This is a genomic window from Stutzerimonas stutzeri (assembly GCF_024448715.1).
Classification (GTDB): domain Bacteria; phylum Pseudomonadota; class Gammaproteobacteria; order Pseudomonadales; family Pseudomonadaceae; genus Stutzerimonas; species Stutzerimonas stutzeri_AR.
In genome coordinates this window covers 255,656-271,704 of sequence record NZ_JAMOHZ010000003.1, presented here as the reverse complement: position 1 = coordinate 271,704, position 16,049 = coordinate 255,656, and the positions used below count along the sequence as shown (strand labels likewise).

Sequence of the window (16,049 nt, the reverse complement as noted above, 5' to 3'; positions counted from 1 at the left end):
GTGCATCAGAAGCGGTAGGTCATGGCTGCGCCGAAGCCATGGGCGCTGTTTTCGTAAGTAGCGTTGTAGGACGCCTGGCGGATCTTGGTGTCCTCTTCCCAAAGGTAGGAATAGGCCAGGTCAACCGTCATGTCGTCGGTTGGATTCCATGCCAGACCAAAGCTAACCGCCGTACGGTCGCCAGTCGGGATACGTGGCGAGCGGTGGGTGTTGTTGGTCGGGCTTTGATCCAAGGCCACGCCAGTACGCAGAGTCCATTCCTTGTTCAGCTTGTAGGCGGCGCCGAGTGCGTAGGACCAGGTGTCGTGCCAGTCTTGTTCTTCGGCAATAACCGGCACCGGAGCGCCCTCGTTTTCAACAACAATGGACTCCAGCCGGCTCCAGCGGGTCAGCATGGCACCGCCATAGACAGTCCATTGATCATTCAGCTCGTGGGTAACGGATAGATCGATCGACTCCGGCGTTTCCAAGTCCAATGACGCATCATATTTGCCGGCGAGTGGACCAAAGGCCAGGCCTGAGAAAGTTGTGTCACCTTCAAGCTTGTAGTCCACCTTGGAGTGGTAGGTAAGGCCGGTCCGCGTTTGAGGGGTAATCTCGTACAGCACACCGACGTTGAAACCGAGAGCTGTGTCGTCACCCTTGATTTTCACGCGACTGTCGGGAAAAGGTCCTGTCGGCACGGCGCTTTCCAGCTGGCCATCGATACGGTTGATCGTCGGGCCAAAGCCGACCGACAACTTTTCATTGAAGCGATAGCTGACTGTTGGCTGGACGGTGATGACGCGAACTTCGCTGTAGTCGCCGTGATAGCGACCCGCGAACCCCCCTTCATAATCGGTGATCAGACCGAACGGGACGTAGACGCCAACGCCGACTGCCCACTTTTCATCCAGAGGCTTGACGTAATAGCCCATCGGCACAGCAGTGAACGGCACCATGTCGCCGTCGTTGCTGCCGGGTGCACCACTGGCATCCTTAATATCGGTCTTGGCATTGATCGCAGCCATGCCGACGCTGACCTGCTCGCGCTTGAGCAGCGCCATACCTGCAGGGTTACCAAAGACCGTAGTAGCGTCATCGGCAGAAGAGGAGCGACCTGCGAATGAGGTGCCCATGCCGCTGACGCTCTGCTCGTTGAGGGCGAAACCGGCAGCGAGAGCCTGAGTGGAAAGTGCACCTACAGCCACCGCTATCGCGGTCTTCAACCATGTTGTTTTCATTGTGTACTCCTGGGAAAAAGCGGGTCGGACCCTACCAAGGTTTTCAGATTCCTCGCAAACGGAAGAGTGCAATTTTTCGTAAATATCACGACGATTGGCAGAGATTTATTACCGAAGTTCGTTAAAACCGTTTGGGCAGAATATGACCGATAAGCCACCTTCCGGCAGAGCGAAATTCACGCAACGGGCCGCTGCGAATCGGTGATCCACTCGCTCCAGGACCCTGGATACAGTTTCGCCAAGGGATATCCAGCCAGGCACAGCGCAAACAGGTTGTGACACGCGGTCACGCCCGAACCGCAATAGGCCACCAGTGATTCAGGTGACCTGTCGGTCAGTAGCTGATCGAAGCGAGAGCGCAGCTGATCGGGTTGCAGAAAGCGTCCCGTGGCGTCCAGGTTTTCGGTGAATGGAACGCAGCTTGCGCCAGGAATGTGGCCCCCAACCGGGTCGATTGGTTCGACTTCGCCAAGAAAGCGCGGCAGAGCGCGTGCGTCGATAAGGGTCAGCTCTGGCGTCTCGAGCCGATTCGACAGCTGAGCTGCTTCTATGATCAGGCTGTCATCCGGGTGGCCTGAAAAACTACCGACTCTATCAGCAGGAACGCTCGCATCCAGCGGCAGCCCGGCCTCGCGCCATGCCTTGAAACCGCCATCGAGCAGATAGACACCGTCACGCTTGCCCAGCCAGGCCAGCAGCCACCACGCCCGAGCGGCGAACGCGCCTGGGCCGTCATCGTAGAGCACGATATCGCTGTCGTTGTGCAGTCCCCAATTCCTGAACTTCTCTACTAGCTCGTGCGGCCGCGGCAGCGGATGCCGGCCGGTAACGCCTGGGATGATTTCTCCTGACAGGTCGCTTTCCAGATCGGCATAGCGGGCACCAGGAATATGCGCCTCGGCATAGCTGTGCCGTCCATATCCAGCGTCGTCGAGGGCGAAGCGGCAATCGAGAATGCGAAGACCTGATTGTTGCAGACGCTTGGACAAATGTTCAGGACTGATCAGTTGAGCGATGGGCATGGTGGGGCTCCTTCTGTAATCGCGAAACGTTAGCACGCAGGTCCTCGCCGATGTTTGCGCAGCGATTAGACGGTCGCGATATATACTGCGCGCCTCTTCGATCGGACGCCGATCGCAAGCCGAATAACAAAGGAGGGCCTAGTGGCCATCGAAACTCAATGGGTCTTGGATAACGCTCATCTGGCCCGCCTGTGCGCCGAATGGCGCCAGTTGCCATATGTCGCGGTGGATACCGAGTTCATGCGGGTCGATACCTTTTACCCGATAGCTGCCTTGCTGCAGGTTGGCGACGGGCGCTGTGCCTATCTGATCGATCCATTGCTGATTACCGATTGGGCTGCCTTTGCCGGTTTGTTGGAAGACCAGGCGGTGGTGAAGGTTCTACATGCCTGCAGCGAAGACCTGGAAGTGCTCTGGCGTCTCACTGGCAGCTTGCCGACACCGTTGTTCGATACGCAGCTGGCCGCCGGTTACCTGAATATCGGTTTTTCCATGGGTTATTCGCGACTGGTACAGGCGGTGTTAGGTCTCGAATTACCCAAAGGAGAGACGCGTTCCGATTGGCTGCAGCGACCGCTCAGCGAGACCCAGATTCAATACGCCGTCGAAGATGCGCAGCACCTGGCCGAACTGTACGAAGCGCTGATGCCAAAGCTATCCGAAGACAAGCGCGCATGGGTGCTGGAGGACGGCGCTGAGCTGGTGACGAACCTGCAGCGTGAAACCGATCCTGACGAGGCTTACCGTGAGGTCAAGCAGGCCTGGCGCCTCAAGCCGAAACAACTGGCGGTGCTGCGCGTCTTGACTGCGTGGCGTGAGCGCCAGGCGCGAGAGCGCAACCAGCCGCGGAATCGGGTCCTGCGCGAGCACAGTTTGTGGCCGCTGGCTCGTACCCAGCCCTCCGATCTGGTCGGCCTGGCGCGCATCGAGGACATGCATCCGCGCACCGTCAGGCAGGATGGCGAAACGTTGCTCGAACTGGTCCGTACCGCTGCCACCACGCCTGAGCAGGATTGGCCCGAGCCTTTACCCGAGCCCTTGCCGCTGGACGCATCGGGCCTGTTGAAAAAGCTCCGTGCTGTTGGACAGCATGAAGCTCAGACTCTGGATATCGCTCCTGAGCTGATGCTGCGCAAGAAAGTGCTCGAAGCGTTGTTGAAAAGTGGCTATCCCGATGGCCCCTATCGCTTGCCCGAGTCATTACGGGGTTGGCGCCGTGAGCGAATGGGGCAACTCCTCCTTGATGTACTGGAAAAGAAGTCATGAAACGCATCTGCTCTATTTATAGAAGCCCGCGCAAGAACGAAATGTACCTGTACGTCGAACGCAGCGAGGCGCTGGCGCGTGTACCCGAAGCGTTGCTTACCGCCTTCGGTCCGCCGCAGCACGCCTTCGATATTGTATTGACCCCGGAGCGCAAGCTGGCACGGGAAGATATCGCGACGGTGCTCGATAACCTGGATAAACAGGGTTACCACCTTCAAATGCCGCCGCCTGAGGAGGAATACATCGAACATTTGCCAGAGGAACTGCTGCGCCGCAACGACCCTGTGTAATGTCACGAGCAGGCACAGCCGCCGGTCGCCCGCCGGCCCTCTGAATCGCTCTGCGCGCAGCCAAGCTTGGCCGGCCATAGGGCGATGGATAGCAGGCCGTTGAAAACGTAGGCGAGGCAGGCAAGACAAGGCAAAAACAGCCGAAAAAGCGGAGTTTACGTGCTGTAAATGAGCATTTTGAGGCTGTTTTAACGCAGTATTGCCAACGTAGGTAGTTCTCCAACGGCCTGCTAGACTCGCGTCTTTTAATGAGACGGCAATTTTCATGGCGGCAAAAGTTGAACCTTTCTGGAAGCGCAAAACCCTCGCCGAGCTGGACTCGGCCGAATGGGAGTCGCTTTGCGACGGCTGCGGATTGTGCTGCCTGCAAAAGCTTGAGGACGAGGAAGACGGCAGCGTCTACTACACCCGTATTGCCTGCAAGCTGCTCGACCTGAAAAGCTGTCGCTGCAGCGATTACCCAAATCGACGCGCCAGCGTTCCCGATTGCGTTCAATTGACTGCTACCGATGCAGCTCAATTCAAATGGCTGCCGCCCACCTGTGGCTATCGACTCGTCGCCGAAGGCAAGGACCTCCCGCTTTGGCATCATCTGGTTTGCGGCGACCCGGATGCCGTGCATGTCGAGCGTATTTCCCAGTCCGGACGAATGATTGCCGAGGGAGCGGTCTCCGAGGATGACTGGGAAGATCATCTGATTTTCCGGGCCGGTTGAATCAACATCTGACCGCGTCGTCATAGCACTGAACCTTATCTGGAGCCGCTCGATGTCCCTCCGTCAACTACCGTTGCTAGCCGTTCTGTTGTTGCTGGTCACCGTTCAGGCGCAAGCGGCCAAGCGCGTCGATCTGGATTTCAACGTCAAGTTCGTCCCTGAACAGGACGTGGCTGAGGTCGAGCTGATTGTCGAGGACGGCAATGCCATCAGATACCTCGATTTCAATCTCGGCGACGAGGGACTGTTTAGCGGTTTCGAGACCAACGCCGAAGGCAGTTGGCAGGGAGAGGGTAGTCGCGGCGTTTGGCGGCCAGGTGCTGGCAAAGCTCGGCTGAGCTATCGGGTGAAAGTCAGTCATCAGCGAAAAAGCGGCCGCTTCGATGCGCGGATGACCGATGACTGGGTGTTGCTGCGAGGCGACGATCTCATACCTGCCGGTCGCGTCGATCAGCAGGACGGCGTCAGGCTGATCTCGCGTATGAAGATTGAACTGCCTAAGGGCTGGAAGAGTGTAGAAACTGGCTGGCCGCGGGTAGGCAAAAATCGGTTTCGCATCGATAACCCCGAGCGCCTTTTCGATCGCCCGACCGGTTGGATTCTTGCCGGCAAGCTTGGTAGCCGCCGGGCCAAACTCGGTGAAACCGACGTAACGGTAGCCGGCCCGGTAGACGAAGGGCTGCGTCGGATGGATATCCTCACGCTGCTGACGTTCGTCTGGCCCGAGGTTCAGAACGTATTTCCCCGTGATCCGAAGAAGCTGCTGGTCGTCGGAGCCGGCGACCCGATGTGGCGGGGCGGCCTTTCTGGCCCGAATTCCTTGTTCATGCACGCGGATCGTCCGTTGGTCAGCGAGAATGGTACTAGTTCGCTGGTCCATGAATTAGTGCATGTGTTCAGCCGAATCACCGATGCCGATCGCAGCGACTGGATCAGCGAAGGGTTGGCCGAGTACTACGCCATCGAGTTGATGCGCCGAGCAGGCGGCATGAGCGAGGACCGTTACCAATTGGTTCGTGAGCATCTGACCAAGTGGAGCCGCAAGGTCGACAGTCTGCGCACCGAACGCTCCAGTGGTCCCGTCACGGCCAGAGCTGTGTTGCTGCTGCAGGAGCTGGACCGCGAAATCCGTCAGCGCAGCAAGAACCGTCACTCTCTGGATGATGTCGCACGCGGGCTGATGCGCCTCGACAAGGTCACCACTGACGACTTCGTCAATATCACCGAAACGATGTTGGGTAGCGGCTCGGCCGTTCTGGATACCCGCCTGTTGCGTTGAATTGGGCGAACCTGGCACCAATGCATCAGCGGTATGAGTTCCAATCCAATAAGGAATTGCCATGAGTCTCATCGATCTTCGCAGCGATACGGTCACCCAGCCCACTCCGGGGATGCGCGAGGCGATGCTGAGCGCACCGACGGGTGATGACGTCTATGGCGAAGATCCGACGATACGCCGGCTGGAGCAGACCCTGGCGGCGCAATTGGGGACGGCCGCGGGTTTGTTCGTGCCCAGCGGCACCATGAGCAATCTATTGGCGCTGATGTCGCACTGCGAGCGCGGAGACGAGTACATCACCGGCCAGTTGGCCCATACCTACAAATACGAGGCGGGTGGCGCTGCGGTGCTGGGCTCGATCCAGCCCCAGCCGGTCGAGATGGAAGCTGATGGGTCTCTGGATCTGGAGCGAGTGGCCGCCGCGATCAAACCGGACGATTTCCACTTCGCGCGCACCCGTCTGCTGGCGCTGGAAAACACCATGCATGGCAAGGTCCTGCCACTGAATTATCTGGCCGAGGCGAGAGCATTCACGCGCGAACGCGGGCTTGCCTTGCATCTCGACGGTGCTCGGATGTTCAATGCCGTAGTCAAGTTGAAATGCACGCCACAGGACATCAGCCGCCACTTCGATTCGGTATCGGTGTGTCTATCGAAAGGCTTGGGTGCGCCGGTCGGTTCAGTGCTTTGCGGCGACGAGGCCTTCATCGCAAAGGCAAGACGGCTGCGCAAGATGGTTGGTGGCGGCATGCGTCAGGCTGGCGTGCTGGCTGCCGCCGGGCTCTATGCACTGGAGCATCAGGTGCAGCGTCTGGAGCACGATCATCAGCGCGCCCTCGAAATAGCCAAAGGCCTTGAAGCGCTAGGGTACGTCGTCGAGCCGGTGCAGACGAATATGGTTTATGTGCAGATGGGGGCTCGGGCCGGGGCGCTTAAAGCGTTCTGCGCGCAGCGCGGAATAATCCTCACCGCAGCACCGCGGTTGCGAATGGTGACGCACCTAGACGTGCGTCCCGAGCATGTCGAACCCATTCTTGAGAGCTTCGCCGCATTTACCAGGGCATAGGCCAGAATTGCTGTCGAATAGCTTGATTCAATCTTACTTATCCTCTATGCGCGCGGCGTAGGCCCGATATAATGCGGCCCTTTGCCGGCTATCCGTTGGGGTAGTTGCGAACCGGCTCCCGGTGCCGCCTCGCCGTGTCGTTTTGCAGCCGTTCGGCCGCAGTCTTCTGGAAGAAATCTATGAAAAGCGCAGAAATCCGTGAAGCCTTCCTCCGCTTCTTCGAAGAGAAGGGCCATACCCGTGTGGCCTCCAGTTCGCTGATTCCGGCGAACGACCCGACCCTGTTGTTTACCAATGCCGGTATGAACCAGTTCAAGGACTGCTTCCTCGGCCTGGAAAAGCGCGCCTACACCCGCGCCACCACCAGCCAGAAATGCGTACGAGCTGGCGGTAAGCACAACGATCTGGAGAACGTCGGCTATACCGCGCGTCATCACACCTTCTTCGAGATGCTCGGCAACTTCAGCTTTGGCGACTATTTCAAGCGCGACGCGATTAGCTATGCCTGGGAATTTCTGACGTCTGAGCAGTGGCTGAACCTGCCCAAGGAAAAACTCTGGGTTACCGTCTACGCCAGCGATGATGAAGCCTACGACATCTGGACCAAGAACGTCGGCGTGCCGGCCGAGCGCATGGTGCGCATCGGTGACAACAAGGGCGCGCCCTACGCGTCGGACAACTTCTGGGCGATGGGCGACACCGGCCCCTGCGGTCCTTGTACCGAAATTTTCTTCGACCACGGCGAACACATCTGGGGTGGCCCGCCCGGCTCGCCGGAAGAAGATGGCGACCGTTACATCGAGATCTGGAACAACGTGTTCATGCAATTCAACCGCACCGCGGACGGCGTCATGCACCCGTTACCGGCGCCAAGCGTGGATACAGGCATGGGGCTGGAGCGCATCAGTGCGGTGCTGCAGCACGTCAACTCGAACTATGAAATCGATTTGTTTCAGAGCTTGCTCGATGCGTCCGCGCAAGCCATCGGTTGCGGCAATGACGGTCAAGCTTCGCTGAAGGTCGTCGCCGATCATATCCGCTCTTGCGGTTTCCTCATCGCCGATGGCGTGACGCCATCCAACGAAGGCCGCGGCTACGTGCTGCGCCGTATCGTTCGCCGCGCCTGCCGCCATGGCAACAAGCTCGGTGCGAAGGGCAGTTTCTTCTACCGCATCGTCGCGGCGCTGGTCGCCGAAATGGGCGAGGCCTTCCCCGAGCTGAAACAGCAGCAGGCGCACATCGAGCGCGTGTTGAAAACCGAGGAAGAGCAGTTCGCCAAGACCCTGGAGCAGGGCCTGAAGATTCTCGAACAGGATCTGGCCGAACTGAAGGGCAACGTCATTCCCGGCGAGGTGATCTTCAAGCTTTATGACACTTATGGCTTCCCGGTGGACCTCACGGGCGATATCGCGCGTGAGCGCGAACTGACACTGGACGAAGCAGGCTTCGAACGCGAAATGGAAGCTCAGCGCGAGCGCGCGCGTTCGGCCAGCGCCTTCGGCATGGACTACAACAACCTGGTCAAGGTAGAAGGTGAGACCCGCTTTACCGGTTACTTGAGCACTGCCGGCCGCGGCAAGGTGCTGGCGTTGTTCAAGGAAGGCATGGCCGTACAGAGCCTTTCGGCGGGCGAGGAGGGCGTAGTCGTTCTCGACGAGACGCCATTTTACGCTGAATCCGGTGGCCAGATCGGCGACTGCGGTTACCTGTCAGATGAGGGGCTGCGCTTCGATGTTCGCGATACCAGCAAGGCGGGCAGCGCATTTCTCCATCACGGCATTCTCGATAGCGGCAGTTTGGCGGTGGGTGCGACAGTCGATGCCACCGTCGACGCTTCGGTTCGCCAGGCGACAGCGCTGAATCACTCGGCGACACATCTGCTACATGCAGCGTTGCGGCAGGTTCTCGGTGAGCACGTCAGTCAGAAAGGCTCGCTGGTGGATAGTCAGCGTCTACGCTTTGACTTCAGTCATTTCGAGGCGATCAAACCTGAACAGCTTAAGACGCTCGAGGACAAGGTAAACGCTGAGATTCGCGGCAACTCCGTCGTTGAAATCGAGGAAACCGACATCGAGACGGCCAAGGCGAAAGGTGCCATGGCGCTGTTCGGCGAGAAGTATGGCGATCAGGTGCGGGTCCTGACTATGGGTGGTGGCTTTTCGGTCGAGCTCTGTGGCGGTACCCATGTCAAGCGTACCGGCGACATCGGCCTGTTCAAGATTGTCAGTGAAGGCGGGGTCGCGGCCGGTGTGCGTCGTATCGAAGCGGTCACTGGCGAGCAGGCGTTGGCCTATCTGAATGGTGCCGAAGATCAGTTGAAAGAAGCGGCCGCACTGATCAAAGGCAGTCGCGACAACCTATTGGATAAGCTGAGTTCAGTGTTGGAGCGCAATCGCCAACTGGAGAAGGAGCTCGAGCAGCTCAAGGCCAAGGCAGCCAGCGCTACCGGTAATGATCTTGCCGGCTCTGCTGTTGATATCAACGGAGTAAAAACCCTGGCTGCTCGGGTGGATGGTCTGGACGGCAAGGCGTTGCTGGCTCTGGTCGACCAACTGAAGAACAAGCTTGGCAGTGGTGTGATTCTTCTCGGTGGTGTGCAGGATGAAAAAATCGTGCTGGTGGCAGGGGTGACGCAGGATCTCACCGGCCGGTTGAAAGCAGGCGATTTGATGAAGCGAGCTGCGGCGGTTGTCGGCGGTAAAGGCGGTGGGCGTCCGGATATGGCCCAAGGCGGCGGAAGCGACGCGGGTCGAATCGACGAAGCGCTGGCTCTTGCTCAGGCATTCGTTGAGCAAAGCCGGTAACAAGGGCGGCGCAAACACAACAGTGGCTGGGCTGGGGCATAAAGGTCGTGTTGAGGACATGTTGCGCACCGGACAGGCCGCTGTCCGGTGCACTTGGCGGCTTGGGTTGATTGTTTAATGAGCGCCCGTGACGGGCTTAGGCGGCTATGAAATGGCTTTGATCGTACAGAAGTTTGGAGGTACCTCGGTGGGCTCCGTCGAGCGCATCGAGCAAGTGGCGGCAAAGGTCAAGAAATTCCGCGACAACGGCGACGATATTGTCGTAGTGGTCTCGGCTATGAGCGGTGAAACCAATCGCTTGATCGATCTGGCCAAACAGATCAGTGAGCAGCCAGTAGCTCGTGAGCTGGATGTGATGGTTTCGACCGGCGAGCAGGTGACTATCGCCTTGCTGGCGATGGCGCTGATCAAGATTGGCGTGCCGGCGGTGTCTTATACGGGCAGTCAGGTTCGTATCCTGACCGATAGCGCTCACACCAAGGCCCGCATTCTCCAGATCGATTCGCAGAGCATCCACAAGGAGCTCAAGGCGGGCCGTGTCGTTGTGGTCGCCGGTTTCCAGGGCGTGGACGAAGACGGCAACATCACTACGCTCGGGCGTGGTGGCTCGGATACCACGGGTGTAGCGCTGGCCGCTGCGCTGAAGGCCGACGAATGTCAGATCTATACCGATGTCGATGGCGTCTACACAACCGATCCCCGTGTCGTTGCAAAGGCCCAGCGCCTCGACAAGATCACGTTTGAGGAAATGCTCGAGATGGCGAGTCTCGGCTCCAAGGTGCTGCAGATCCGCGCCGTGGAGTTTGCCGGTAAATACAGCGTGCCCTTGCGCGTGCTGCACAGCTTTCAGGAGGGTCCGGGAACCCTCATTACCCTTGATGAAGAGGAATCCATGGAACAGCCCATTATTTCCGGCATCGCTTTCAATCGTGACGAAGCCAAGCTGACCATTCGTGGTGTGCCGGATACGCCCGGAGTGGCCTTCAAGATTCTCGGGCCGATCAGTGCGGCGAACGTCGAGGTCGACATGATCGTGCAGAACGTCGCGCACGATAACACCACCGATTTCACCTTCACTGTGCACCGGAACGACTACCATAACGCGCTACAGGTGCTCGAAAGCATCGCGCGAGAAATGGGTGCCCGCGAGGTCATCGGCGATGTTGATATTGCAAAGGTGTCGATCGTTGGTGTGGGCATGCGCTCACATGCGGGCGTCGCCAGTCGCATGTTCGAAGCGCTGGCCAAGGAAAACATCAACATCCAGATGATCTCCACCTCAGAAATCAAGGTGTCGGTGGTAATCGAAGAGAAGTATCTAGAGCTGGCGGTGCGGGCGCTGCACACCGCTTTCGAGTTGGACGCTCCGGCTGGAAAAGTGGAGTGATTGGCAGAAGGTGCGACCAATTCGCACCTTCCGTCGATTTGAACAGCGTAAAAGGAACTTTAGACTCGTTCCTACTGGTCAATAGCTGGTGAAAGGCTCTAGGGTCGATGTCTCACGGAACATTATCCGTTTTTATCTTTGCAGACTGTTTACTGAATTGAATCCGTTTTAAGGAGAAAGGAATGCTGATTCTGACTCGCCGGGTCGGAGAGACCCTGATGGTGGGTGACGATGTGACTGTCACTGTACTGGGTGTTAAGGGAAATCAAGTGCGTATAGGAGTGAATGCACCCAAAGAGGTAGCGGTGCATCGCGAGGAGATTTATCAACGGATCCAAAAAGAGAAAGATCAAGAACCAAGCCATTAATTTTTATCTGCTTTTTGGCTTTGCAAGCGGGGTAAAGATGGGTATTATGCGCCCCGTGTTGCGGAGAGGTGGCCGAGTGGCCGAAGGCGCTCCCCTGCTAAGGGAGTACATCTCAAAAGGGTGTCGGGGGTTCGAATCCCCCCCTCTCCGCCATTTTGCATAGTCGGATCGTGAGTTGGTTTAGCAATGCAATTTGATGAGAAATCATTGAATCAAAGAACTTGACCGATAAAACCACGAACTTATAATGCGCACCCTCAGTGCACTCATAGCTCAGCTGGATAGAGTACTCGGCTACGAACCGAGCGGTCGGAGGTTCGAATCCTCCTGAGTGCACCATATTAAAACAAGTCGCAGAAATGTGATTTGTTGCTGTAACCAGCGGTGATCTGGTTTATCAAGCGCTAATGCACTCATAGCTCAGCTGGATAGAGTACTCGGCTACGAACCGAGCGGTCGGAGGTTCGAATCCTCCTGAGTGCACCAAAAAACGAAAAAGGGCCTGCAGCGATGCAGGCCCTTTTTCGTTTGCGCTTCTTTCAGCGCTTGCCGCGAACGCATCCATGTTCATCGAAGCTGACGGTTCTTGTCCGGCCTTTGTCAGCGATGTAGCGATACTGCACCTGTCCGTTGCGGCCGGTGACAGTGTCCGGTGTGCCGAAAGTGCTTTCGATGTCGGCGCGGGTCATGCCGGGAAGGGCCTGCTGGCTAATCATTGCATGGCGTCTTGCGCTGCCCGTCACGCGGTTACCACACCCGTCGTCCTGTATGCCTACGACGGTGAGCGATCTGTCTGGTTCTGCGTGGCTTATCTTGCGTCGCGGTTTTGGCTTTGCCATGGGAACGGCCTTGCCGGAGCTTGGTGTTGGATTCAATGCTTCTTGTAACTGCCCAGACTGATTCGTTGGACAACCTTGTCGGGTGAAGGTCAGATGACCTGCTTCGTCGACGCAGCGATAAATGTTTGCGGCGAACGTTGGGGTGGCAGTGAGAAGCAGCGCGCAACAACTTGCTGTGAGTAAATTATTCATTAGTTGTCCTCCTTGACGATTGCCGAGCCAGCCTAGCTAATAATTTCTGTCGCTGCAGTCGTGCCTTCCTGCAACGTGAATGCGTCGACACTGGTAGCAAGCAATCCTTACTGAGATTGCGGTGCAAGCGATTGTATTGCTTGTATTTCGTGGTCTGGCTTGGCGGTTGCGGTGGTATTATTGCGCGGTCCGCCCTTTCGGGTTTCTGGATTCCTCTCATGGATTTGCCCAGTAGTCGTATAAAAGTTTCGCTTGCCAATCACGAATCGAATGATTGATCCCCTGGCGCGCTCCGACCGCTGGGGGTGGAGTGCGCCATGACTGAAGTAGAAGCAAAAAAACCGCAAGAAAGTCTCCAGGATCGCCTGGCGCAAGTCGTCGAGCTGCTTCATCGCCATAAGATCGTTGAAGATCTGGCTCATCGCCAGGGGCAGGAAGGGCAGCATCAGGAGTTGGTCGAGAATCTGGTGCATCGCCAGAACCTCGTCGAACTACAGCGCAAGCTGGAAGCACTACACCCGGCCGACATCGCTCATATTCTCGAAGCGTTGCCGCTCGATGATCGTCTGACGGTATGGCAGCTGGTCAAATCGGACCGGGACGGCGACATTCTGCTTGAGGTCTCCGACGCGGTTCGCGAAACGCTGATCGCCGACATGGACGATCACGAGCTCCTCGCCGCTGCCAAGGAAATGGACGCCGACGAGCTGGCGGATCTAGCGGCGGAGCTGCCTCGCGACGTTGTTCACGAGCTGATGGAAACTCTCGACGCGCAGCAGCGTGAGCGTGTCCGCTCGGCCTTATCCTATGAAGAGGATCAAGTTGGTGCGCTGATGGACTTCGAGATGGTCACGATCCGAGAGGACGTGAGTCTTGAGGTGGTTTTGCGCTACCTGCGGCGACTGAAGGAATTGCCTGGGCATACCGACAAGCTGTTCGTAGTTGATTACGACGGTGTGCTCAAGGGGGTTCTTCCCATCAAGCGGCTGTTGGTCAACGATCCCGAGAAGCAGGTCGCCGAGATAATGGCCAGCGATCCGGTGACCTTCCATCCAGACGAGGATGCCTACGAGGCGGCGCAAGCATTCGAGCGCTACGACCTGGTTTCAACGCCTGTGGTGGACAAGAGCGGCAAGCTCATTGGCCGTTTGACCATCGATGAGATGGTCGATCTGATTCGCGAAGAAAGCGAAAGCGAAGTGCTCAACATGGCCGGTCTGCGCGAAGAGGAAGACATCTTCGCCTCGGTCTGGAAGTCGTTGCGCAACCGTTGGGCGTGGCTGGCGGTGAATCTAATCACGGCATTTATCGCCTCGCGCGTGATTGGTCTTTTCGACGGTTCGATCGAAAAATTGGTGGCACTCGCCGCGTTGATGCCGATCGTTGCCGGGATTGGCGGCAATTCGGGCAATCAGACCATCACAATGATTGTCAGGGCGATGGCGCTGGACCAAATGGGGACCGGCAACAGCGCTCGCCTACTGCGTAAGGAAGCGGGTGTCGGCATGCTGAATGGTCTGATATGGGGTGGGGTTATCGGCACCGTGGTCTATTGGCTGTATGGCAGCTGGTCGCTCGGTGTCGTGATGACGGCAGCAATGACGCTCAACTTGCTGCTGGCAGCCCTGATGGGCGTTCTGATTCCGGTGACTCTGGCCCGCCTGGGGCGGGATCCTGCGTTGGGTTCCAGCGTAATGATCACAGCTGTGACCGACAGTGGCGGTTTCTTCATTTTTCTAGGGCTGGCGACACTATTCCTCCTCTGAATACTACAATCTGCCGCGGCTTTGCGTTTACCTCGCATCTGTTTTGCTGGCTGCTATCTAGAGGTTTTGCTCCGGCGAAGCTTTCGGGGCTACCGATGCGAATAATAGGTAGCCTGAGCTTCCGATGGAGTCCCCCTAACTCTCTGCGAATTGCTCAGTTTAACTTCGTGGGGGTAGCCGGACGTGTGCTGCGATTGCCCGGCGGGGTGGGCCCGCAGCTCGCGGACGGAACGATAAATATTCCGTATTAATGGATGCGAAATTCATAGTTGCCTGACAGACTTCCCGAGCGGTGGTCAGGTCTTCTGAATGCGCTGGGTGGCAGAAATATAACCTCAGGAGCCAAACGAAAAACGCCCCGACCGAGATCGAGGCGCTTACAACATTCCGCAGTTGGAATTCTTAGGCGAACCGTTTAACCACCCTGAACGGTCAATCCTCTTCTTTTGCGGCTTCGGTATCTTGCGCAATCAGCGCGATAAGAGCGTTCTGCTGGCGATGGGCAAGCTGGCGGAAACGTTGAAGCAGCTCTCGCTCGTGGAGCGTCAGCTCGGGGCTATCCAGACGCATGTTCAAATCATCATCGAGCGCACCTTCTTGCAGAAGGCTTTGTTCCAAACGGGCGATAATTTCTGAGTTCATGCTGCGATGATGGTTGCGTGCAACCTCAGCGATACGCTCACGCATTCCGTCTGGTAGCCGAACCACGAATTTGTCAGCCGTGCGGCTGGAATAAACTGCCTGCTTCATAGGGCGCATATTAAACCGGTTAGTCAGGTGGGCGATGGTGGCTTATTGCCGTTCTAGTCACCGGTCTGACAACCAAACAGCGCTTGCTGTTCCACGACCTGTTAAAAAGATACTAGGCGACATAATGACGCCAATTATACGGCGACAAAAAGGCGAGTAAAGGTGCCGTGGTGTCAAATTGCCTTTACTTGTGACCCAGCTCTGATCTTTCGCTCCAATTGACGTTCTTAGCGCAGCACGGGATCGAATTTGATACGCCGACCAACCAGCAGGGATGCCGCAAATAGCGTTCCGAAAAGCACTGCGCCACTTTTAGCGGCAATCTCCCACGCGTCAGGAAGTTCGACGCCAGCACTAAACGCCCCACAACCGATACTTAGCAAAAAGAACACCAAAGCATAAATCGACATTTTCTTATCTCCTTGAGTAAAACATTCAACGAAACTGGTCCTTAAAAAACCCAACGCCGTGGCTGTACGAGTATGCTCATTTCTCTATTGCTTACGGCCTGTATCGGAGTTAACAACGGATGATTACTCACGGAGCGGATTTGGGCGGGTACCGTTGGGGCTTGTGAGTGATCCTGACCAAGCGCTAGACCCTGCAATTGAATTGCAGTGAAAGCCAGGGCGGCGGTACCGAGCAAGTAAGCGGGGCGAGTCATCGACTGTCTCTTCGCGTAATCGTTGGCTTGACTTAAGCATTCCATGTGCCAGCTTCTTTGTCGAATAAATCCCTTTATTTTCAGATAGTTAGATTAAGAAAGCTTGGATTGGGAATTGCGCTTTGCATGGTCTGGCTAGGTTTTCCGTGCATTTTGCATTGTCATACTTCGACTGCCGCGATACAGCTGGCATGGTCCTGTCCGGCTGCAGGGGGGCTCTGTGTTTACTAGGCATGACAAAAGCATGCGGGCTCGCTAACATGCTGCCCCGCCTAGCACGTCCCAGTAGCTCAATTGGATAGAGCATCCCCCTCCTAAGGGGAAGGTTGTGAGTTCGAACCTCGCCTGGGACGCCACGTTTTTCATACCCTCTATACGAATCGCTTTAATCGATGCGTGTTCGCTTGGAATAGGCATG

14 protein-coding genes and 4 tRNA genes are annotated in these 16,049 nt (G+C 57.1%); 13 read left to right on the top strand and 5 right to left on the bottom strand.

The features are described from left to right. Positions 1 to 5: 5 nt before the first annotated feature. Positions 6 to 1,223 carry an OmpP1/FadL family transporter gene (locus NAV33_RS08045; RefSeq protein WP_255978725.1) on the bottom strand — a complete coding sequence of 406 codons (1,218 nt, stop codon included), beginning with the start codon at positions 1,221 to 1,223 and terminating at the stop codon, positions 6 to 8. 176 nt (positions 1,224 to 1,399) lie between these two features. Further along, a complete protein-coding gene (locus tag NAV33_RS08040; protein ID WP_255978723.1) occupies positions 1,400 to 2,245 on the bottom strand; it encodes a sulfurtransferase in 846 nt (281 codons plus the stop codon). A gap of 141 nt (positions 2,246 to 2,386) precedes the next feature. On the opposite strand from NAV33_RS08040, the gene rnd reads away from it, so the two are divergent. The 11 genes from rnd (at position 2,387) to NAV33_RS07985 (ending at position 11,906) form a co-directional block, all read left to right on the top strand. Beyond that, positions 2,387 to 3,511, top strand: a complete 1,125-nt coding sequence (rnd, locus tag NAV33_RS08035; protein ID WP_255978721.1) for a ribonuclease D — start codon at positions 2,387 to 2,389, stop codon at positions 3,509 to 3,511. Next, positions 3,508 to 3,801: a YcgL domain-containing protein gene (locus NAV33_RS08030; protein ID WP_255978719.1), complete on the top strand. Its 294-nt coding sequence runs from the start codon at positions 3,508 to 3,510 to the stop codon at positions 3,799 to 3,801. Before rnd ends, NAV33_RS08030 begins: the two co-directional genes overlap by 4 nt. Positions 3,802 to 4,066: 265 nt before the next feature. Further along, entirely contained in the window at positions 4,067 to 4,516 is a 450-nt protein-coding gene (locus NAV33_RS08025; protein ID WP_255978717.1) for a YcgN family cysteine cluster protein, read from the top strand. Between the two features lie 52 nt (positions 4,517 to 4,568). Beyond that, on the top strand, positions 4,569 to 5,795 hold the full coding sequence (locus tag NAV33_RS08020; RefSeq protein WP_255978715.1) for a hypothetical protein: 1,227 nt from the start codon (positions 4,569 to 4,571) through the stop codon (positions 5,793 to 5,795). Positions 5,796 to 5,856: 61 nt separating this feature from the next. Beyond that, complete coding sequence (gene ltaE / locus NAV33_RS08015; protein WP_255978713.1) at positions 5,857 to 6,861, top strand: low-specificity L-threonine aldolase; 1,005 nt, start codon at positions 5,857 to 5,859, stop codon at positions 6,859 to 6,861. A 179-nt stretch (positions 6,862 to 7,040) separates the two neighbouring features. After that, entirely contained in the window at positions 7,041 to 9,665 is a 2,625-nt protein-coding gene (alaS, locus tag NAV33_RS08010) for an alanine--tRNA ligase (RefSeq protein ID WP_255978711.1), read from the top strand. Between the two features lie 151 nt (positions 9,666 to 9,816). Next, positions 9,817 to 11,052: an aspartate kinase gene (locus NAV33_RS08005; RefSeq protein ID WP_255978709.1), complete on the top strand. Its 1,236-nt coding sequence runs from the start codon at positions 9,817 to 9,819 to the stop codon at positions 11,050 to 11,052. Positions 11,053 to 11,234: 182 nt separating this feature from the next. Then, positions 11,235 to 11,420: a carbon storage regulator CsrA gene (gene csrA / locus NAV33_RS08000; RefSeq protein ID WP_003283978.1), complete on the top strand. Its 186-nt coding sequence runs from the start codon at positions 11,235 to 11,237 to the stop codon at positions 11,418 to 11,420. A gap of 62 nt (positions 11,421 to 11,482) precedes the next feature. Beyond that, positions 11,483 to 11,573, top strand: a tRNA-Ser gene (locus NAV33_RS07995). 109 nt (positions 11,574 to 11,682) lie between these two features. Beyond that, positions 11,683 to 11,759, top strand: a tRNA-Arg gene (locus tag NAV33_RS07990). A gap of 70 nt (positions 11,760 to 11,829) precedes the next feature. Beyond that, a tRNA-Arg gene (locus tag NAV33_RS07985) sits at positions 11,830 to 11,906 on the top strand. A gap of 53 nt (positions 11,907 to 11,959) precedes the next feature. Here the strand turns inward: NAV33_RS07985 and NAV33_RS07980 are convergent. Further along, entirely contained in the window at positions 11,960 to 12,451 is a 492-nt protein-coding gene (locus tag NAV33_RS07980) for a DUF4124 domain-containing protein (protein WP_255978706.1), read from the bottom strand. 317 nt (positions 12,452 to 12,768) lie between these two features. Here NAV33_RS07980 and mgtE point away from each other — a divergent pair, with 317 nt between their 5' ends. Then, on the top strand, positions 12,769 to 14,217 hold the full coding sequence (gene mgtE, locus NAV33_RS07975; RefSeq protein WP_255978703.1) for a magnesium transporter: 1,449 nt from the start codon (positions 12,769 to 12,771) through the stop codon (positions 14,215 to 14,217). A 432-nt stretch (positions 14,218 to 14,649) separates the two neighbouring features. On the opposite strand, the gene NAV33_RS07970 is transcribed toward mgtE, so the two are convergent. Both NAV33_RS07970 and NAV33_RS07965 read right to left on the bottom strand, forming a co-directional pair. Continuing rightward, complete coding sequence (locus NAV33_RS07970) at positions 14,650 to 14,976, bottom strand: Arc family DNA-binding protein (protein WP_255978699.1); 327 nt, start codon at positions 14,974 to 14,976, stop codon at positions 14,650 to 14,652. 218 nt (positions 14,977 to 15,194) lie between these two features. Then, the gene (locus tag NAV33_RS07965; protein WP_255978696.1) at positions 15,195 to 15,377 is read right to left on the bottom strand and encodes a PA3371 family protein; all 183 of its coding nucleotides are present in this window, start codon (positions 15,375 to 15,377) and stop codon (positions 15,195 to 15,197) included. Positions 15,378 to 15,910: 533 nt separating this feature from the next. Between NAV33_RS07965 and NAV33_RS07960 the strand changes: the two genes are divergently transcribed. Further along, positions 15,911 to 15,987 (top strand) — tRNA-Arg (locus NAV33_RS07960). Positions 15,988 to 16,049: the final 62 nt, after the last annotated feature.

Coding starts and splice junctions, on each gene's coding strand:
- NAV33_RS07980 (WP_255978706.1), bottom strand. CDS start 12,451: ATGAATAATTTACTCACAGCAAGTTGTTGCGCGCTGCTTCTCACTGCC.
- alaS (WP_255978711.1), top strand. CDS start 7,041: ATGAAAAGCGCAGAAATCCGTGAAGCCTTCCTCCGCTTCTTCGAAGAG.
- NAV33_RS08040 (WP_255978723.1), bottom strand. CDS start 2,245: ATGCCCATCGCTCAACTGATCAGTCCTGAACATTTGTCCAAGCGTCTG.
- NAV33_RS08030 (WP_255978719.1), top strand. CDS start 3,508: ATGAAACGCATCTGCTCTATTTATAGAAGCCCGCGCAAGAACGAAATG.
- NAV33_RS07965 (WP_255978696.1), bottom strand. CDS start 15,377: ATGTCGATTTATGCTTTGGTGTTCTTTTTGCTAAGTATCGGTTGTGGG.
- ltaE (WP_255978713.1), top strand. CDS start 5,857: ATGAGTCTCATCGATCTTCGCAGCGATACGGTCACCCAGCCCACTCCG.
- NAV33_RS07970 (WP_255978699.1), bottom strand. CDS start 14,976: ATGCGCCCTATGAAGCAGGCAGTTTATTCCAGCCGCACGGCTGACAAA.
- NAV33_RS08025 (WP_255978717.1), top strand. CDS start 4,067: ATGGCGGCAAAAGTTGAACCTTTCTGGAAGCGCAAAACCCTCGCCGAG.
- NAV33_RS08045 (WP_255978725.1), bottom strand. CDS start 1,223: ATGAAAACAACATGGTTGAAGACCGCGATAGCGGTGGCTGTAGGTGCA.
- csrA (WP_003283978.1), top strand. CDS start 11,235: ATGCTGATTCTGACTCGCCGGGTCGGAGAGACCCTGATGGTGGGTGAC.
- mgtE (WP_255978703.1), top strand. CDS start 12,769: ATGACTGAAGTAGAAGCAAAAAAACCGCAAGAAAGTCTCCAGGATCGC.
- NAV33_RS08005 (WP_255978709.1), top strand. CDS start 9,817: ATGGCTTTGATCGTACAGAAGTTTGGAGGTACCTCGGTGGGCTCCGTC.
- NAV33_RS08020 (WP_255978715.1), top strand. CDS start 4,569: ATGTCCCTCCGTCAACTACCGTTGCTAGCCGTTCTGTTGTTGCTGGTC.